19 protein-coding genes and 1 pseudogene are annotated in these 17,015 nt (G+C 66.8%); 14 read left to right on the top strand and 6 right to left on the bottom strand.

All coding sequences use genetic code 11. The features are described 5' to 3' along the window. Positions 1–409 precede the first annotated feature (409 nt). Positions 410–880: pseudogene (locus tag ACPUER_RS07655) on the top strand (hypothetical protein); the annotation flags it as partial. A gap of 195 nt (positions 881–1,075) precedes the next feature. Here ACPUER_RS07655 and ACPUER_RS07650 read toward each other — a convergent pair. Together ACPUER_RS07650 and ACPUER_RS07645 are read right to left on the bottom strand one after the other, a co-directional pair. Continuing rightward, positions 1,076–1,531 (bottom strand): avidin/streptavidin family protein, encoded by a 456-nt coding sequence (locus ACPUER_RS07650; protein WP_175960978.1) that lies wholly within the window; start codon positions 1,529–1,531, stop codon positions 1,076–1,078. A 523-nt stretch (positions 1,532–2,054) separates the two neighbouring features. Further along, positions 2,055–2,369 (bottom strand): Arm DNA-binding domain-containing protein, encoded by a 315-nt coding sequence (locus ACPUER_RS07645; RefSeq protein WP_310141233.1) that lies wholly within the window; start codon positions 2,367–2,369, stop codon positions 2,055–2,057. A 64-nt stretch (positions 2,370–2,433) separates the two neighbouring features. Between ACPUER_RS07645 and ACPUER_RS07640 the strand changes: the two genes are divergently transcribed. The 4 genes from ACPUER_RS07640 (at position 2,434) to ACPUER_RS07625 (ending at position 4,866) form a co-directional block, all read left to right on the top strand. Continuing rightward, positions 2,434–2,748: a Dabb family protein gene (locus ACPUER_RS07640; RefSeq protein WP_425130769.1), complete on the top strand. Its 315-nt coding sequence runs from the start codon at positions 2,434–2,436 to the stop codon at positions 2,746–2,748. Continuing rightward, a complete protein-coding gene (locus ACPUER_RS07635; protein ID WP_072437170.1) occupies positions 2,745–3,224 on the top strand; it encodes a PaaI family thioesterase in 480 nt (159 codons plus the stop codon). The genes ACPUER_RS07640 and ACPUER_RS07635 overlap by 4 nt, the downstream gene beginning before the upstream one ends. A gap of 199 nt (positions 3,225–3,423) precedes the next feature. Next, the gene (locus ACPUER_RS07630; RefSeq protein WP_310141237.1) at positions 3,424–4,383 is read left to right on the top strand and encodes an alpha/beta hydrolase; all 960 of its coding nucleotides are present in this window, start codon (positions 3,424–3,426) and stop codon (positions 4,381–4,383) included. 42 nt (positions 4,384–4,425) lie between these two features. After that, entirely contained in the window at positions 4,426–4,866 is a 441-nt protein-coding gene (locus tag ACPUER_RS07625) for a GNAT family N-acetyltransferase (RefSeq protein WP_310141240.1), read from the top strand. Between the two features lie 16 nt (positions 4,867–4,882). Here the strand turns inward: ACPUER_RS07625 and ACPUER_RS07620 are convergent, their stop codons facing one another. Further along, positions 4,883–5,728 carry an NRDE family protein gene (locus ACPUER_RS07620; RefSeq protein ID WP_175960970.1) on the bottom strand — a complete coding sequence of 282 codons (846 nt, stop codon included), beginning with the start codon at positions 5,726–5,728 and terminating at the stop codon, positions 4,883–4,885. A 76-nt stretch (positions 5,729–5,804) separates the two neighbouring features. After that, positions 5,805–6,839: a YgfZ/GcvT domain-containing protein gene (locus tag ACPUER_RS07615; protein ID WP_175960968.1), complete on the bottom strand. Its 1,035-nt coding sequence runs from the start codon at positions 6,837–6,839 to the stop codon at positions 5,805–5,807. Positions 6,840–6,916: 77 nt separating this feature from the next. Here ACPUER_RS07615 and mltG point away from each other — a divergent pair, with 77 nt between their 5' ends. The 9 genes from mltG to ACPUER_RS07570 all read left to right on the top strand — a co-directional run bounded on the left by mltG (position 6,917) and on the right by ACPUER_RS07570 (position 15,575). Continuing rightward, the gene (gene mltG, locus ACPUER_RS07610; RefSeq protein WP_175960966.1) at positions 6,917–7,936 is read left to right on the top strand and encodes an endolytic transglycosylase MltG; all 1,020 of its coding nucleotides are present in this window, start codon (positions 6,917–6,919) and stop codon (positions 7,934–7,936) included. Then, positions 7,936–8,556 carry a dTMP kinase gene (gene tmk / locus ACPUER_RS07605; RefSeq protein WP_034181217.1) on the top strand — a complete coding sequence of 207 codons (621 nt, stop codon included), beginning with the start codon at positions 7,936–7,938 and terminating at the stop codon, positions 8,554–8,556. The genes mltG and tmk overlap by 1 nt, the downstream gene beginning before the upstream one ends. Positions 8,557–8,575: 19 nt before the next feature. Next, complete coding sequence (locus ACPUER_RS07600) at positions 8,576–9,604, top strand: DNA polymerase III subunit delta' (protein WP_425130768.1); 1,029 nt, start codon at positions 8,576–8,578, stop codon at positions 9,602–9,604. Positions 9,605–9,745: 141 nt separating this feature from the next. Further along, positions 9,746–10,525 (top strand): TatD family hydrolase, encoded by a 780-nt coding sequence (locus ACPUER_RS07595; protein WP_152857514.1) that lies wholly within the window; start codon positions 9,746–9,748, stop codon positions 10,523–10,525. A 43-nt stretch (positions 10,526–10,568) separates the two neighbouring features. Then, positions 10,569–11,276, top strand: coding sequence for an ankyrin repeat domain-containing protein (locus tag ACPUER_RS07590; protein ID WP_072437179.1), 708 nt, complete (start codon positions 10,569–10,571; stop codon positions 11,274–11,276). Between the two features lie 130 nt (positions 11,277–11,406). Next, positions 11,407–11,763 (top strand): Rap1a/Tai family immunity protein, encoded by a 357-nt coding sequence (locus ACPUER_RS07585; protein WP_011885036.1) that lies wholly within the window; start codon positions 11,407–11,409, stop codon positions 11,761–11,763. Positions 11,764–11,872: 109 nt separating this feature from the next. Further along, positions 11,873–13,045, top strand: coding sequence for a mechanosensitive ion channel family protein (locus ACPUER_RS07580; protein ID WP_105392670.1), 1,173 nt, complete (start codon positions 11,873–11,875; stop codon positions 13,043–13,045). Positions 13,046–13,078: 33 nt separating this feature from the next. Beyond that, on the top strand, positions 13,079–14,257 hold the full coding sequence (locus tag ACPUER_RS07575; RefSeq protein WP_175960960.1) for an AAA family ATPase: 1,179 nt from the start codon (positions 13,079–13,081) through the stop codon (positions 14,255–14,257). A gap of 253 nt (positions 14,258–14,510) precedes the next feature. Continuing rightward, positions 14,511–15,575, top strand: a complete 1,065-nt coding sequence (locus ACPUER_RS07570; protein WP_425130767.1) for a glycosyltransferase family 4 protein — start codon at positions 14,511–14,513, stop codon at positions 15,573–15,575. Between the two features lie 96 nt (positions 15,576–15,671). Here the strand turns inward: ACPUER_RS07570 and ACPUER_RS07565 are convergent, their stop codons facing one another. Both ACPUER_RS07565 and ACPUER_RS07560 read right to left on the bottom strand, forming a co-directional pair. Beyond that, the gene (locus ACPUER_RS07565; RefSeq protein ID WP_072437184.1) at positions 15,672–16,259 is read right to left on the bottom strand and encodes a BPSL1445 family SYLF domain-containing lipoprotein; all 588 of its coding nucleotides are present in this window, start codon (positions 16,257–16,259) and stop codon (positions 15,672–15,674) included. 246 nt (positions 16,260–16,505) lie between these two features. Further along, entirely contained in the window at positions 16,506–16,955 is a 450-nt protein-coding gene (locus ACPUER_RS07560) for a hypothetical protein (RefSeq protein WP_072437185.1), read from the bottom strand. Positions 16,956–17,015 lie beyond the last annotated feature (60 nt).

Genomic DNA, 17,015 nt, shown 5'->3' with positions numbered 1-17,015 from the left:
CAGAGGGCGTCGCCCCGGCGCGGCGCGGGAAAAGGCTCAGGGGTGGCCTTCGCGCGAGCGAATGGCAACTCGTATGCGGCGGGAGAAAATGAAACGTAAGCCGTCGTAGGGGATTCTAAATTTACGGGAAAGTTGAAGTCAATAATGTTTTCGCGGTTTTCCAATGTTCGATTGAAAAGGCGATCGCAATTATTACCCGTTGAGTCGGTAAAATATGCGATTCAAAGAAAGTAAATAGTGGAATCCGGATATCCGGTGGGCGAAACAATTGACAATGACGTTTCAATTCGGCGATTGGTGCCGGACAGGAATTGAATCGTCGCGTTTGTGCCGGCTGTTGTCGGGCAATGCCGGAATGCGCGGAAACGGAGCGTGCGACGCATGAGCAATCCGCGTTCCTGCGATGCAGCGGAAAGCGACGTTGCTGTTTGGGCAGATGATCCGCTTGTCGGGTCGTTTCAAGCGCAGTCGGTTCACGGGCCTGGAGCGTGACGAGCGACGTGATCAGCGTGCAGGACATGAAGTCGAGCGTGCAAAGGTCGGTATCGTCGAGCGCTTCGCGTTGCGCTTGCTCGACGAATGGATCAACGATCGGTGCGTGCGGTGCGAAGGGCGCGGCATCGTACGGCGAGACGGCCGCTACATTCGTCCGGATTGCGCCGGCTCGGGCAAGCGGCCGATTGACGAAGCAGCGCGTGCGCAGGCGATCGGTGTCCTGCTCGATGAATATCGTCGGCACTGGTCTCGTCGTTTTCATGACATGCACGCGCTGCTCGATCACGTGAATGGATCGGTGTCCGACACAATGCGCCGTCAATTGCGAGAATCGCTGGCACCGTGCGTTAGTCGTGCAAACCTCTCGGGACATAAGAACACATAGTGGAGCCCGTTAGGTCGTGTGGGGGGCGTTCGTCCCTACGAAATGGATATAGAAGCCCTGAGTGCGTAAGCCCTCAGGGCTTTTTGTTGTGCTTCGAACTGCACCTCGCGCCGATCCGTTGGCAGCGAGGCGCTTTCATTTCGAGTCCTGACGCTGACGCGCGACTCGGGTGTAGGAACGTCTGCAGCGGCCCTCTTACTGTGAGCTAACTGGTGTGAAAATATCTTGCCCTACATTGACGTGTTTCCACGGAAACTGAGCGAAAGCGTTTGCGTAATAGTAAAGCGCCGTGATCGTCGGTGCACCGTTCGTCACTCGGCAAAGTCCTGACCAGGTTGTAATGCTATTGTAGCTAGCCGAGTTATTGTTCCAATTTACGGAAAATGTAACCAACGTGACTTGATCAAGTCCGGGGCTTGAAGACGGTGCCGCGTAATACCAGCCGGAAAGTGAAAAGGTCTGTCCGCCAGTTCCAGAAGGCGAGATATACGTTCCGGTAATGGCGCCGCTGCTCGCGACGGAGGAGATCTTCATTGTTGAGCCCAACTCGTTGCGCCACGCGCCGACTGGATTTTGGCAAGTTGCCGTGTCGGCCCATGAAGGTGATGCGACGGTCCCCAAAATAGCGAGTGATACGAGAGTTTTCTTCATTTCGGTTCCTTCCGTTCTACTGTGCGGATCCCGCGTATCGGCTCAGCCACTCAATGGCGAACCTTACCCCAATCCGGCACGAATTTTGTGCGAGCTCGACTGATGATGTCTGCTAGCAGCAATCATCCTTTGATGAGATTTGATCGAGTGGGCAATGTGTTTGTCCGGTCGTTTCCATTCAGCAACTACACTGGCGATGATTTGAGTCTTTCATAAAATGACTCTTGAGGTGACCAATCGGAGCGGATTATTAGATAAAACTGAATGTCCTTATAGAAGATTTCATATTTTTCACGAGAGATTGTCCTGCGATTAAGGATAGTCAAGATGTATGTCGAAATCCTCCAGAAATTATAGGGCGGGATTGGATTAAGGATGAGTTTCAGTCTGTTTCGGTATGCTTGACTTAATTTCTGGAAATGCAATAAACGTCGTTTTGTAAGCCCAAGTCGGTGTCCACGAGTGCGGGTGCGCGGGTTGTCAAAAGTGCCCACTTTTTAAGGAATGGGGATACTACGGGCACTCAGCACGCGGGAGGCTGACGGCGGGGTATTCGCCGATCGCGAATAGATTCTCCTTCCCGGCTCCCGGCAATCCTGTATCGGTATCGCCAGAGCTTGGAGCCGGACGGACGCACCTCAAGATACAGTCCATTGGCGTCGGTAAGTTTGGTAGGCTTGTCGCCTGCCTTCGCTTGTCGGATCTTGACGTCGGTAAGTGGCACGGTGAAATAGAGGGTATTGTCTTTGGAAGGCTGGAGTGATACCCCCTTTCTTACCCGCTTTTTTCTCGGCTGGGCGCGATTTCTGGCGAACGTGAGCGAACAGCGAAAGGGCATAGGAAGCCCGACTGGTAAGGGTTACAGGCGAATCACTGAACCAACACGAACTGGAGCGAACGAAGTGATCAGACATATTGTCATGTGGAAGTTGAAGGAATCCGCGGAAGGCGCGACGCGCGCGCAGAACGCGCTGAAGCTGAAGGAAAAGCTCGAAGGCTGCCGCGATCTCGTACCGGGCATCCTGCAGATCGACGTCGGCGTGGCGACGCCGGGCCTCGATGCGACCTCCGACATCGTGCTCGTGTCCGATTTCGCGGACAAGGCCGCGCTCGACGCCTACCAGGTGCACCCGGTTCACCAGGAAGTGAAGAAATTCGTCGCCGCGGTGGCCGAATCGCGCGAGTGCGTCGACTACGTCGTCGACAGCGCACGATGAGCGACGCGGCATCCCCGGCGGACGGCCCGTCGATCGAAAGCCCGTTCGTCGACCTGCTCGGCGTGCAGCTCGTGTCCGCGAAGGATGGCGCGAGCGAGATCGTGCTGCCGCTCGAAGAGCGGCACATGAACACGTGGGGCATCGCGCACGGCGGCGTGACGATGACGCTTGCGGACATCGCGCTCGCGATGGCGGCGCGCAGCCTGACCGACGACGGCGTCGGCGTCGTCACGGTCGAGATGAAGGTGAACTTCATGCAGCCGGGGCGCGGCGAATTGCGCGCATACGGGCGCGTGATGCATCGTTCGACGACGATGGCTTACTGCGAAGGCGAAGTGCGCGACAGCGACGGCAACTTCGTCGCGAAGGCGCTCGGTACGTTCAAGTACATGCGGCGGCTCGCGGTGGGCCGCGACATCAAGCGGCAACGCTCGCGCACGGCGCCGGACGCGCAGCCCGGCCCGAGCGACGCGTAAGCGCCCCGACGCACGGCCCTGCCTCTTCACAGGCAGGGCCGTTTTGTTTTGCGGTGCGAGATTGCGTGAAGGACGCGCTTCACCGGACGCCGAAGGGCCGGTATTTCGACACGCAGCGCGCGTAGCGCCGGCCCGACGCGGGCATGGCATCATGTGACGCTTGTCCGTTCACGGCGCCGCGCAGGCGCCGTCCTCTCCGATGCCGCTGAATCCGAAGATCGCCCAGGTGCTCGACATGATCGAGCGCGCGAAACGTCCGTCCTATCACCATCAGACGCCGCAGCAGGCGCGCGCTGCGTACGAGAAGAGCGCGCCGATCCTCGACGTCGCGCCGGCGCCGATGCATTCGGTCGAGGAGTGCGTCGTGCCGACGCGCGACGGCCGCACGATCGGCGCGCGGCTGTACCTGCCGGTCGAGCCGAGCCTCGCGGAGCCGCTGCCCGCGCTCGTCTACTACCATGGCGGCGGCTTCACGGTCGGCAGCGTCGACACGCACGATGCGCTGTGCCGGATGTTCGCGCACGGCGCGCAATGCGCGGTGCTGTCGGTCGGCTACCGGCTCGCGCCCGAGCACCGGTTTCCGACCGCGGTGAACGATGCCGACGACGCGTTGCGCTGGCTGCATCGCGAGGCCGCCGCGTTCGGCATCGACGCCGCGCGGCTGGCGGTCGGCGGCGACAGCGCGGGCGGCACGCTCGCGACCGTCTGCGCGGTGCTCGCGCGCGACGCAGGCATTCGCCTGGCGCTTCAAATGCTGATCTATCCGGGCGTGACGGGCTACCAGGGCACCGAATCGCACGCACGGCTCGCGAACGGCTACCTGCTGTCGCAGGACACGATCCAGTGGTTCTTCACGCAATACGTGCGCGATTCGGCCGACCGCGACGACTGGCGCTTCGCGCCGCTCGACGGCACGCGCGACGCGCCGTCGTTCGCGGGCGTCGCGCCGGCCTGGATCGCGACGGCCGAATACGATCCGCTGAGCGACGAGGGCGCCGCGTACGCGGACAAGCTGCGCGCGGCCGGCAATGCGGTTACGCTGGTCTGCTATCCGGGGATGATCCACGAATTCTTCAAGATGGGCGGCTACGTGCCCGAGGTGCGGGCCGCGCATGCCGATGCGGTCGCGGCGCTGAAGGCCGCGTTCGACGACGTTTGACGGCGGGCGTTTGACGGCGTGTGCGCCGCATGGAGGGCTGCGATGACGGACGGCGTAGTGGAAACGGGTGACTGGACGCTACTGGGTGGCGACGCTGCGCGGATTCGCGACGCGGTATTCGTGCGCGAGCAGCAGATTCCGCCGGAATGGGAGCTCGACGACGACGATCCGCTATCGCTCCATGCGGTCGCGTACCGGATCGACGCGGCGACGGGAATACGCCGCGCGGTCGCGACGGGGAGGCTGCTGCCGTCCGGCACGATCGGCCGCGTCGCCGTGCTGGCCGACGCGCGCGGGCAGGGCGTCGGGTCGGCCGTGCTGCACGCGCTGCTGGCTGCCGCGCGGCGCCGCGGCGAAACCGTCGTGCGGCTCTATGCGCAGGATTCGGCGGTGTCGTTCTATGTGCGGCACGGCTTTGCGGCGGTCGGCGAACCGTTCGTCGAAGCCGGCGTGCCGCACGTCGAGATGGCGCGCGCGCCGTAGCGCGGGCAATGCGCGTTCAGCGCGGCCGCGTTGCGTCGACGTCGAACGTGAATGCGCGCTCGAACGCACCCGGGCGGACGGTGCGGTGCGAACCGTCGTCGTCGCAGCGCTCCTTGATCTCGACTGTCAGCCGCACGCCTTCCTTCATCGTGACGCGCAGCGCGGTCGTGCCGCGCGTGCCGTACTCGGGCGTCTCGATGAACGCGGCCGACAGCGCGCGCTCGCGCTCGATCGGAATACCCGTGTGCGGCAGCGCGTCGTCGTCCGCGACATGCGGGTCGCGCATCAGATCGACCAGTTCGTCGAGCGACGGGGTCGGATTGTCGGTGAGCAGCGTGCCGAGCTCCGCGCGCTTGCGCACCACTTTCGGCCAGGGCGTATCGAGCCGCGCATTCGACAGCGCATGCACGCCGGGCGCGATCGCGACGGGCGCGGCGACACTGCTTTCGCCGTCGGGCGCTCGGTTGCAGAACCACGCGAGTTCGCGCCGCGTCCAGTCGCCGACGAGCAGGTTGAAGCCGTTGTACACGGCCGCATGCTCGGCAAGCTGCCCGAGATAGTCGAGCGGCGCGACGGACGAGCCGCGAAGGAAATCGGACACGAGCTTGCCGCGGGTGGGCGCGCCCGCGCGGATGTCGAACGGCGCGCGGTAGTTCGTCAGCGCCGCGAAGCGGCCGTCGCGCGATACGCCGAGCCACGTGCCGCCGGCTTCGAGATCGCGGCCGGCCAGCACGCCCGGTACATCCTCCCACCAGGTGAGCGGCGCGCTCGTGCGGCGAAAGAACTCGTCGCGGTTGGCGGTGAGGGTAAAGACGGGACCGGCGGCGGCATCAGGCTGCCAGTCGAAGGCAATCAGACACATCGGGCGAATCTCTCGCAGGAAACATCGGGCGCCGGCTGCGACTCGCGAGCCGGCGCGCGAACGGGTTGTCAGTGCGTCACGCTTGCGTCGGCCACGCGTACGGAAGCGCGTCGAACGCGAGCGCCGGGCCGTCGGCCGAACCGACGTGCACGGTGCCGTTATCGAGCGCGGCGAGCTTGATCTCGACGAGCGCGTCGACGCCGCCCGCGGGCGCGGCCGCCGCGTTGACGATCATCCCGCACGGCTGGCCGGGATCGTCGCTGTGGAACAGCTCGACGCCGGCATGCACGGTATCGGTCTCGCCGGCGACATGCGCGAGCGCGGTGCGGCGCTTGATGGTGCCGCGGTACTGGCTGCGCGCGACGATTTCCTGGCCCGGGTAGCACCCCTTGCGGAAGTTGACGGCGCCGATCACGTCGAAGTTGACCATCTGCGGCACGAACTGTTCGACGGCCGGCTGCGTGATGCGCGGCTCGCCCGCGCGAATGTCGAGCCAGTCCCACACGGCCGGCGACACGACCGGCAGCGTGCCGGCGAGCGCGGCGATGCGTGCATCGACTTCCGCGCGCGGGCCGATCCACAGATAGCGCTTGCGGCCGGCCGCATCGGGCACACGAATCAGCGTGCCGGCCGGCCCGTCGACCTTCACGTGCACGCCGTCGGGCAGCGCATCGAAGATGCCCGCCAGCGCTTCGCGCACGTCGCCCGCGAAGCCGACCACCGCGAGCGCGTCGCTCGCATCCGTGAGCTTCGCCTTCGCGCGCAGCACGAACATCGACAGCCGCTTCTGCACGGCGGGCTGCACGTCCTTCGAAACCAGCAGGCGCACATCGTGGCCGGCACGCCACGCGAGGAACGACCCGATGAGGCGCCCCTTCGGCGAGCAATAGCCGGACAGCCGTGCGCTCGCGGCATCGAGATGCTCGATGTCGTTGGTCAGCTGGCTGTGCAGGAACGTCGCGGCGTCGTCGCCGGCCACGTCGATCACGCCGAACTGCGGCAGCGGCATGCAGGCGCCCGGCGCATCGAAATCGGCGGCGGACGGGCGGGGGAATACGGGGAGCGAGGCGGATGCGGCCTGGGCAGCCGGTGAAGCGAACGGTGAGCTCATGGAATGAGGGAACAGTCAACCCTGACTTTGACGGAGGCGAACAAGTATTATATGGGTCTTACCTGAGTCACGTTTCCATGTCCCTACTGAAGAAATGCGCCGCGACGATCGTGGCGCTGGCCGTCGTTGTGGCCGCTGCCGGCGCGGGCGGCGGATATTACTGGGCGACCCGGCCGCTGCTGCTGGGTTCGGCATCGCTCGACGTCACGATCAAGCCGCGCAGCAGCGTGAAGAGCGTCGCGCTGCAGCTCAAGCGCGGCGGCGTGCCGGTCGAGCCGTTCGGTTTCGTCGCGATGACGCGCGTGCTCGGGCTGTCGAGCCGGCTCAAGTCCGGCAACTACGAATTCAAGACGGGCATCACGCCTTACGAAGTCCTGCAGAAGATCGCGCGCGGCGACGTGAACGAATACGTCGCGACGGTGATCGAAGGCTGGACCTTCAAGCGGATGCGCGCGGAACTCGACGGGAACCCCGATCTTGCGCACACCACGGCCGGCATGAGCGACGCCGAGCTGCTGCGCGCGATCGGCGCGTCGGACAGCACCGTGCAGCGCGGCAGCGGCGAAGGGCTGTTCTTCCCGGATACCTACCTGTTCGACAAGGGCACGAGCGACCTGAACATCTACCGGCGCGCGTACCACCTGATGCAGACGCGCCTCGACGAGGCCTGGGCCGCGCGCACGCCGGGGCTGCCGTACAAGTCGCCTTACGAAATGCTGACGATCGCGTCGATCGTCGAGAAGGAAACGGGCCATGCGGCCGACCGCGCGTTCGTCGCGGCCGTGTTCGCGAACCGGCTGCGCATCGGCATGCCGCTGCAGACCGATCCGTCGGTGATCTACGGGCTCGGCGACGCGTACGACGGCCGCTTGCGCAAGCGCGACCTGCAGGCCGACACTCCATACAATACCTACACGCGACGCGGCCTGCCGCCGACGCCGATCGCGTTGCCGGGCGTCGCCGCACTGCAGGCGGCGATCAATCCGGCGCAGACGAGCGCGCTCTATTTCGTCGCGAAGGGCGACGGCACCAGCGTGTTCTCGGACACGCTCGGCGACCACAACAAGGCCGTGGACAAGTACATACGAGGGCAATAATGGCGAGCGGTAAATTCATTACGTTCGAAGGCATCGACGGGGCAGGGAAGACCACCCACCTGCAATGGTTCTGCGAACGCCTCCAGGGCAAGCTGGCCGCGGCCGGCCGGCAGGTCGTCGTCACCCGCGAGCCGGGCGGCACGCAGCTCGGCGAGAAACTGCGCGAGATCCTGCTGAACCAGCCGATGGATCTCGAGACGGAAGCGCTGCTGATGTTCGCCGCGCGCCGCGAGCATCTTGCGCTCGTGATCGAGCCGGCGCTCGCGCGCGGCGACTGGGTCGTGTCCGATCGCTTCACCGACGCGACGTTCGCGTACCAGGGCGGCGGCCGCGGGCTGCCGCGCGACAAGCTCGAGACGCTCGAGCGCTGGGTGCAGGGCGGTTTCCAGCCCGACCTCACGGTGCTGTTCGACGTCGCGCCGCAGGTCGCGAGCGAGCGCCGCGGCGCGGCGCGCATGCCCGACAAGTTCGAAAGCGAGTCCGACGCGTTCTTCACGCGCACGCGCGGCGAATACCTGCGGCGCGCGGAAGAGGCGCCGCACCGCTTCGCGATCGTCGACGCGACGCAGTCGATTCCCGAGATCCGCCGGCAGCTCGAACGCGTGCTCGCCGCGCTGTAACCCGCAAGGAACGCACCACATGATCTATCCGTGGCAGACCGACGACTGGAACCGCCTGCAGCAACTGCGCGCGCAATGGCCGCATGCGCTGCTGCTGCACGGCCAGGCCGGGATCGGCAAGCTGCAGTTCGCGCAGCATCTCGCGCAGGGCTTCCTGTGCGAATCGCCGCTGCCGAACGGCGAGCCGTGCGGCACGTGTGCGGCCTGCACCTGGTTCTCGCAGGGCAACCACCCGGACTACCGGATCGTGCTGCCCGAGGTGCTGGCCGGCGAAGCGCCGGGCGCCGCGGACGACGCGAAGCCGGCCGACGCGGACGAAGGCGGCAAGAAGACGCGCGCGCCGAGCAAGGAAATCAAGATCGAGCAGGTGCGCGCGCTGCTCGACTTCTGCGGGGTCGGTTCGCACCGCGGCGGCGCGCGCGTCGTCGTGCTGTATCCGGCCGAGGCGCTCAACGTCGCCGCATCGAACGCGCTGCTGAAAACGCTGGAGGAGCCGCCGTCCGGCGTCGTGTTCCTGCTCGTGTCGGCGCGCATCGACCGCCTGTTGCCGACGATCATCAGCCGCTGCCGGCAGTGGCCGATGACCGTGCCGGCGCCCGACGCGGCCGCGGCCTGGCTCGCGGCGCAGGGCGTCGACCATGCGAGCGCGCTGCTCGCCGAAGCCGGCGGCGCGCCGCTCGCCGCGCTGGCGCTCGCGAGCGACGAGAACCGCCCGCTGCGCGACTACACGCTCGGGCAGCTCGCGGCCGGTGCGGCGTGCGACCCGTTCGCATGCGGCGAGACGCTGCAGAAGCTGCCGGTGCCGCTGGTGCTCGGCTGGCTGCAGCGCTGGCTGTACGATCTGCTCGCGCAGCGGATGGCGGGCGCGCCGCGCTACTTCCCGGTGCACGCTGCGGCGCTCGCGCGCTGCGCGGAATCGGTCGACGCGAACGCGTTCGCGCGCTTCATGAAGGCCGTGACGCGGCAGCGGACGGTCGAGAACCATCCGCTGAACGCGCGGCTCGTATTCGAGGAATTGTTTCTCGGATATCGGGAAATGTTCGCGTGACCCGGCATTGCTTCTGATGGGTTGCGAAACGATGTTCGGCTTACTCGGCGACGCGACCGCGGCCGGCCGGCCCGCGAACGCCGCTCGCTGCCGCACGCCGGCGAGCGCATGAGCGCCCGCCTTACGTATTCAGGAAACACGATGTTCGTCGACTCTCACTGCCACATCAATTTCAAGGGCCTGGCCGACCGCCTGCCGGCCGTTCTCGAGAACATGCGCGAGCACGACGTCACGCACGCGCTGTGCGTGTCCGTCGATTTCGAGACGCTGCCCGAGGTCCTCGCGATCGCGGACGCGTACGACAACGTCTACGCGTCGGTCGGCGTGCATCCCGATCACGAGGACGCGCGCGAGCCGACGCTCGCGGAACTCGTCGAGCTGGCCGCGCACCCGAAGGTCGTCGCGATCGGCGAAACGGGCCTCGACTACTACCGTCTCGAGGGCCGCTCGATCGCCGACATGGAATGGCAGCGCGAACGCTTTCGCACGCACATCCGCGCGGCGACCGCGACGATGAAGCCGCTGATCGTCCATACGCGGTCGTCGTCGGAGGACACGCTGCGGATCATGGCCGAGGAGCGCGCGGACGTGCCGGGCGGCGTGATGCACTGCTTCACCGAACCGTGGCCCGTCGCCGAGCAGGCGCTCGCGCAGAACTTCCATATCTCGCTGTCGGGCATTGTCACGTTCAAGAACGCGACCGACGTGCAGGACGTCGCGCGGCGCGTGCCGCTCGACCGGCTGCTGATCGAGACCGACTCGCCGTACCTCGCGCCGGTGCCGTATCGCGGCAAGCCGAATGAACCTGCGTACGTCAGCCATGTCGGACGCTTTATCGCATCCGAGCGCGGGATCGCCGTCGAGGCGCTGGCCGATGCGACGACACAGAACTTTTTCCGGCTGTTCAAGATCGCCCGCTAACGACGCGCGCGCAGCCGACAACCCAGGGAAGGAGCCCACAACAATGACGAAGCCGACCAACCATCCGACCAAACGCGCACTCGTTGCCGCCGCGCTGATCGCGAGCGGCCTGTTCGCTGCAGCCGGCGCGCATGCCGAGTCGCTCGACGCGATCGTCAAGGCCGTCAAGTTCGACGACATCGCCGACATCGGCAAGCAGCTCAAGAACGGCCTCGATCCGAACACGCTCGCGCCGAACGGCGACCCGCTGCTGGTGATCGCCGCGCGCGAGAAATCCGACAAGGTCGCGGCGGCGATCGCCACGACGCCGAACGTCGACCTCGAGAAGGAGGACAAGGCCGGCGAGAACGCGCTGATGCTCGCGTCGCTGAACGGCGACGTCGGCCTCGTCAAGCTGCTGATCGACAAGGGCGCGGAAGTCAGCAAGAAGGGCTGGGCGCCGCTGCACTACGCGGCGACCAACGGCCAGGACGCGGTCGTCAAGGTGCTGCTCGACCATGACGCGTATATCGACACGGCTTCGCCGAACGGCACCACGCCGCTGATGATGGCCGCGCGCGGCAACCATGCGTCGACGGTCACGCTGCTGCTCGACCAGGGGGCCGATCCGCAGGTGAAGAACCAGCTCGGCATCACCGCGCTCGAGTTCGCGAAGCATTACAAGGCGCCGGACGCGATCGACATCCTGAGCAAGCGTACGGTGCGTATCGGCGCGTCGGCGCCGGCAGATGCGCAAAAGAGTGCAAAATGACGGTTTTCGGTGCACCGGCCAGGGCGGCGGTGCGCACCCGGCCGGGCGGATTCCGGCCGGAGAAGGGGGTCCGGCGCCGCGCCGGCCAACGCAGCAGGCGGTCTCGGGCCGCATTGACATAAGGAACACCATGTTGCGCGCAATGTTTTGTGCCGCGGCGTTTGCCGTGCCGTTGTCGGCGGCGGCTTTCACGGGCGCGGATCTCGACCGGCTGTGCGCGAAGACGGACGTCAAGTCGCGGGCGTCGTGCGCGGCCTACATCGAAGGCGCTGCCGATGGCGTCTACAACACCATCGACGCGATCGGCGGCACCACGGGGCCGCGTGTCGGCCAGTATTTCTGCCTGCCGCCCGACATCCGGGCGCAGCAGATGACCGATGCGGTGCGCAAGTACATTGCTGAAAATCCGAAGCTGGCCGACTACAACGCGAGCACCGCGGTGTCGCTCGGTCTCGGCAAGGCGTTTCCCTGCAGGGGCGGCAACTGATCTGACGCCGTGTCCGGGCGCGTGCCGGTGCGTGCGCTACCCCGGACGTCGCCGACGCACATCCAGGACGAGGCGTGCGCGCCTCATAACCGAAGCATCCCGGGCGCCGATGATTTCAATCGAGGAACTGCAGCGCATCGCCGATGCGCCGCTGCATTCGTGGCTCGGCACGCTGGCCGTGTCGGTCATCGTCGTGCTGGTCGTCACGATCGTGCACCGTCTCGGCGCACGCATCGTCAAGCGCATCGCGCAGCCGTATCCGCTGATGAGCGCGATCCTGCGCTACATCGACAAGCCGTCGCTCGTCGTGCTCGCGCTGCTGGCGCTCGAATTCCTGTGGGTCCAGGCCGACGACGGCATGTCGTTCGTGGGCGGCATGCGCACCGCGGCGGCGGTCGGCTCCATCGTGTCGCTCACGTGGCTGCTGGTGCGGCTCGCGGCGGGCGTCGGCGACGCGATCATCCGGGCGCATCCGCTCGATACGGCCGACAACCTCCAGGCGCGGCGCATCCATACGCAGGCCAAGGTGCTCGTGCGGACCGTGATGGTGCTGATCGTGATCATCGGCACCGGCGCCGCGCTGATGACGTTCCCGAACGTGCGCCAGGTGGGCGCGAGCCTGCTGGCGTCGGCCGGCGTCGCGGGCCTGGTCGCCGGTATCGCTGCGCGGCCGGTGCTCGGCAACCTGATTGCCGGGCTGCAGATCGCGCTCACGCAGCCGATCCGGCTCGACGACGTGGTCGTGATCCAGGGCGAGTGGGGGCGCATCGAGGAAATCACCGGCTCGTTCGTGTCGGTGCGGTTGTGGGACCAGCGGCGCCTCGTCGTGCCGCTGCAGTGGATCATCGAGAACCCGTTCACGAACTGGACACGCAACAGCGCGGAAATCATCGGCACGGTCTACCTGTCGGTCGACTACCGCACGCCGCTCGCGCCGCTGCGCGAGGAGCTCGCGCGGCTCGTCCATGCGGCGCCCGAGTGGGACGGCCGCGTGCAGGTGTTGCAGGTGACCGATGCGACGGAGCGCACGATGCAGTTGCGCGCGCTCGTCAGCGCGGCCGATTCGTCGTCGTGCTGGGATCTGCGCTGCCGCGTGCGCGAAGGGTTGATCGCGTACCTGCAGGGCCGCTATCCGCAATGCCTGCCGCGCAGCCGGATGGAACTGTATCCGCATGATTCCGCGCCGGACGCGCCGAATCCCGAACGGCCGCACGCGCGGGCGCCCGCCGCCAGCACGGCGGCCAACACCGCAGCCGATCCGCAGGCCGTCGAAGGCCGCTGAACGCGGCCCGGTGCCTGCCCGCCATCCATCGTCATGACCGCGCTGAACACGCTCGCCATCGCCAATTACCGCTCGCTGCGCGAGCTGATCGTGCCGCTCGCGGCGCTCAACGTCGTCACGGGGCCGAACGGCAGCGGCAAGTCGAGCGTATACCGCGCGCTGCGGCTGCTCGCCGACACCGCGCAGGGCCGCGTGATCCCGTCGCTCGCCCGCGAGGGCGGGTTGCCGTCGACGCTATGGGCCGGCCCCGAGCGTTTTTCGCGGGCGATGCTGAACGGCGACGAGCCTGTGACGGGCACGGTGCGCAAGGAGCCGGTGAGCCTGAAGCTCGGCTTCGCGTGCGACGATTTCGGCTACGCGATCGATCTTGGCCTGCCGGTGAAGAACGACGCGTCGATGTTCCGGCTCGATCCGGTGGTCAAGCGCGAATGCATCTGGGGCGGCGCGCTGCCGCGCCCGTCGACGCTGCTGGTCGATCGGCAGGGGGCGCAGATCCGCGCACGCACCGCGTCGGGCGACTGGCGGACGATTCCGCAGCCGGTTGCGAGCTTCGACAGCATGATGACCGAGTTCGCCGATCCGACCGGCGCGCCGGAGATGATCGCGGTGCGCGAGCGGATTCGCTCGTGGCGCTTCTACGACCATTTCCGGACCGATGCGCAGGCGCCGGCACGGCAGTCGCATATCGGCACCCATACGCCGGTGCTGGCGGACGACGGCGCCGACCTCGCCGCCGCGCTGCAGACGATCCGCGAAATCGGCGACGGCGCTGCACTCGATGCGGCGATCGACGACGCGTTTCCGGGCGCATCGGTCGAGATCGACAATCCGGGCGGCCGCGGCCGCTTCGACGTGCTGATGCGCCAGCCGGGGCTGCTGCGACCGCTCGCGGCGGCCGAGCTGTCCGACGGCACGCTGCGCTATCTGCTGCTCGCGGCCGCGCTGCTGACGCCGCGGCCGCCGGCGCTGATGGTGCTGAACGAACCGGAGACCAGCCTGCATCCCGATCTGCTGCCGGCGCTCGGCCGCCTGATCGCGCAGGCCGCGCAGCGCTCGCAGGTGCTGGTCGTGTCGCATGCGGCGCGGCTCATCGCGACGCTCGAGCGCGAGGCCGGTTGCGAATCGCTGGTGCTCGACAAGCAGCTCGGCGCGACCGCGCTCGTCGATGCCGACACGCGCGACCTGCCGCCGTGGAAGTGGCCGTCGCGCTGACGGGCCAGGCCGCGTGCATTTGGCCGCGCCCGGGCGGGGGCATGGCCCGACGGTGCACGATGCGGTGCGATCGGGCGAGGCGGAACGAATGTATCCTGTCTGTAACAACGCCCATAAAATGCAAGGCAGGCGGTTCCGGGGATCGGGATCGCGAATAATGGCGGGATATCCGGCCGGCGCTGCACGGGGCGGGGCGCGCGAAAAGCGCATGCTCCCGCCTGCCGTCCGGGACAGGACACAGGAGACGTGGACCATGAGAATTGCCCAGATCGCCCCGCTGACCGAATCGGTGCCGCCGAAGCTGTACGGCGGCACGGAGCGCGTCGTGTCCTACATCACCGAGGCGCTCGTCGATCTCGGCCATGACGTGACGCTGTTCGCGAGCGGCGACTCGACGACACGGGCGAAGCTCGAGCCGGTCTGGCCGCGCGCGCTGCGGCTCGACACGTCGATTCGCGACCGCGTCGCACCGCACATGCTGCTGATGGAGACGGTCGCGCGCCGCGCGAAGGACTTCGACGTGCTCCATTTCCACATGGACTACTACTCGTTCTCGGTCTTCAACCGGCAGGAAACGCCTTACGTGACGACGCTGCACGGCCGGCTCGACCTGCCCGAGCAGCAGCCGGTGTTCGACACGTTCAACACGGCGCCCGTGATTTCGATTTCGAACTCGCAACGCCAGCCGCTGCCGCAGGCGAAATGGCTGACGACCGTCTACCACGGGTTGCCCGATACGCTGTACATGCCGCAGCCCGTCGAGCCGCGCTATCTCGCGTTCCTCGGCCGCATCTCGCCGGAGAAGCGCGTCGACACGGCGATTCGCATCGCGCGCCAGTGCGGGCTGCCGATCCGGATCGCCGCGAAGATCGATGCGGCCGACCAGGAATACTTCGACCGCGAGATCAAGCCGCTCTTCGCGTTGCCGCACGTCGAATACATCGGCGAGATCGCCGATCACCAGAAGGCCGAATTCCTGTCGGGCGCGCATGCGCTGCTGTTCCCGATCGACTGGCCGGAGCCGTTCGGCCTGGTGATGATCGAGGCGATGTCGTGCGGCACGCCGGTGATCGCGTTCAATCGCGGCGCGGTGCCCGAGGTGCTGGACGAGGGCGTGTCGGGTTTCATCGTCGAGGATGAAATCAGTGCGGTGGCTGCCGTGAACCGGCTGCACCTGCTGCCGCGTGCGCGCGTGCGGCAGCGCTTCGAGGAACGCTTCACGTCGCGGCGGATGGCGCAGCAGTATGTCGACGTCTACCAGTCGGTGATCCGCGCGCAGAAGCGCTCGCGCTTCAAGGTGATCGACTCGACGACCTGACGCGGCGCGCGGGCGGATAAAAAAACGGCGATGCCCGCAAGGACATCGCCGTTTGCGCATGGCCCGCGCGCGGTGCGCACGGGCGGTGCGTGAGCGTCAGATCTTGAGCTTCGTGACCTTCGTGCCGTTGATCGACACATCGCCCATCAGGCCCGCGTTCGTCAGCACGACGACCTGGACCGGTGCGGTGGCCGTGGTCGTGTCGATCGCGCCGTTCGCGCCCATCTTCACGAGCGCGACCGATGCGCCGGCGCCGGCTGCCCAGCCGTCCGAGCCGCGGAATTCGTCGAGCGCTTCCTGCGTCATGAACAGGAACACGATCGCCTTCGACTGCGCACCGGCCTGCAGGCCGACCGACAGCGACGACGTGTTGTAGTAGCCGACCGTGCTGCCGCCGACGCGCAGCGCGCCGTTGCCGGACTGGCCGCCGACGATGAGGCCGGCTTGCAGCACGTTCGGGAACACGAGCACGCCGCGCGATTTCGCGACGAGTTCACGCGAACCCTTGACCGTGGAATACAGGCGCGACAGCGTTGCGTCGACGCTCGAGTCGATTGCCTGACGCTTCGACGCGCTGGTCGCGGCGTTGTCCGGCTTGTCCGGGGTGGTGGTGCAACCGGTGAGCGCGAGGCTACCGACGATGAGCGCAGCGGCGGCTTTCAGCACAAGATTCCGTTTTTGCATCGTTCTTCTCCATCGGATGACGTTCGGAGTGAGTCTCGCTCAAGGAGCGGATCACGTCGGCAGTTATATCACAGCGGATTACAACCCCTTTTCGTTCGTGCGTGAAAGAGCGTCAAATCGGGGGGCGGTGTCGCTGCGCGCCAACGGACCGATCGGATCGGCGCCCGCGCGCCGACGCGCCCCGCGCGGGTCGGCATGCGGGGAACAAGGGCGGCAGATCGGGCGGCGACGGCGCTTGCGGGCGGGTCAGTGCGTGACCGGCGGGACGGGCGGCTTGATCGGCGGGCGGCGCAGCGCGCGGCGGATCAGTGCAATCACGACGCCGCAGGCGAACAGGAATGCGGCCGGTACGACCCAGTAGCCGACGAACGCATGCCACAGATAGCCCGCGAGCGTAGTGCGGCGCACCACGTATTCGTCGCGGGCCGCCTGCTGGCGCGGCGCGTTGGCGGCGAGCACGTCGGCCGGGCAGCCGGCCGCGCGCGCCTCGTCAGGATCCCCGTGGCACTTCGCGGCGGCGCCGGCTGCCTGTTGCGCGTCGGTGAGCTGCCAGGTGGTCAGCGCGAGCTGCAGGTCCGCCTTGTTGTAGGCCATTTCCTCGCGGATCTCGCGCACGGCGACGATCGCGACGGGCACGGCCCAGAACACGATCACGATCAGCCAGCGGCGGAACCAGCGGTGTTGTCTCCATGCCATCCATGCCTCCAATTGGCGCGCGTGCGCGTCCGTCTCGAGGGCGGCCCGATGGCGCTTCTT

Origin of the sequence: Burkholderia sp. DN3021, assembly GCF_049805555.1 — a bacterium.
Taxonomy (GTDB): domain Bacteria; phylum Pseudomonadota; class Gammaproteobacteria; order Burkholderiales; family Burkholderiaceae; genus Burkholderia; species Burkholderia pyrrocinia_C.
Note: the sequence above shows the minus strand (reverse complement) of the source record. Positions and strands in the feature narration are given on the sequence as shown.

Excerpts from the sequence above, each read along its gene's own strand:
- ACPUER_RS07650 (WP_175960978.1), bottom strand. The coding sequence starts at position 1,531 with ATGAAGAAAACTCTCGTATCACTCGCTATTTTGGGGACCGTCGCATCA.
- ACPUER_RS07645 (WP_310141233.1), bottom strand. The coding sequence starts at position 2,369 with ATGCCCTTTCGCTGTTCGCTCACGTTCGCCAGAAATCGCGCCCAGCCG.
- ACPUER_RS07635 (WP_072437170.1), top strand. The coding sequence starts at position 2,745 with ATGAGCGACGCGGCATCCCCGGCGGACGGCCCGTCGATCGAAAGCCCG.
- ACPUER_RS07630 (WP_310141237.1), top strand. The coding sequence starts at position 3,424 with ATGCCGCTGAATCCGAAGATCGCCCAGGTGCTCGACATGATCGAGCGC.
- ACPUER_RS07625 (WP_310141240.1), top strand. The coding sequence starts at position 4,426 with ATGACGGACGGCGTAGTGGAAACGGGTGACTGGACGCTACTGGGTGGC.
- ACPUER_RS07620 (WP_175960970.1), bottom strand. The coding sequence starts at position 5,728 with ATGTGTCTGATTGCCTTCGACTGGCAGCCTGATGCCGCCGCCGGTCCC.
- ACPUER_RS07615 (WP_175960968.1), bottom strand. The coding sequence starts at position 6,839 with ATGAGCTCACCGTTCGCTTCACCGGCTGCCCAGGCCGCATCCGCCTCG.
- mltG (WP_175960966.1), top strand. The coding sequence starts at position 6,917 with ATGTCCCTACTGAAGAAATGCGCCGCGACGATCGTGGCGCTGGCCGTC.
- tmk (WP_034181217.1), top strand. The coding sequence starts at position 7,936 with ATGGCGAGCGGTAAATTCATTACGTTCGAAGGCATCGACGGGGCAGGG.
- ACPUER_RS07600 (WP_425130768.1), top strand. The coding sequence starts at position 8,576 with ATGATCTATCCGTGGCAGACCGACGACTGGAACCGCCTGCAGCAACTG.
- ACPUER_RS07595 (WP_152857514.1), top strand. The coding sequence starts at position 9,746 with ATGTTCGTCGACTCTCACTGCCACATCAATTTCAAGGGCCTGGCCGAC.
- ACPUER_RS07590 (WP_072437179.1), top strand. The coding sequence starts at position 10,569 with ATGACGAAGCCGACCAACCATCCGACCAAACGCGCACTCGTTGCCGCC.
- ACPUER_RS07585 (WP_011885036.1), top strand. The coding sequence starts at position 11,407 with ATGTTGCGCGCAATGTTTTGTGCCGCGGCGTTTGCCGTGCCGTTGTCG.
- ACPUER_RS07580 (WP_105392670.1), top strand. The coding sequence starts at position 11,873 with ATGATTTCAATCGAGGAACTGCAGCGCATCGCCGATGCGCCGCTGCAT.
- ACPUER_RS07575 (WP_175960960.1), top strand. The coding sequence starts at position 13,079 with ATGACCGCGCTGAACACGCTCGCCATCGCCAATTACCGCTCGCTGCGC.
- ACPUER_RS07570 (WP_425130767.1), top strand. The coding sequence starts at position 14,511 with ATGAGAATTGCCCAGATCGCCCCGCTGACCGAATCGGTGCCGCCGAAG.
- ACPUER_RS07565 (WP_072437184.1), bottom strand. The coding sequence starts at position 16,259 with ATGCAAAAACGGAATCTTGTGCTGAAAGCCGCCGCTGCGCTCATCGTC.
- ACPUER_RS07560 (WP_072437185.1), bottom strand. The coding sequence starts at position 16,955 with ATGGCATGGAGACAACACCGCTGGTTCCGCCGCTGGCTGATCGTGATC.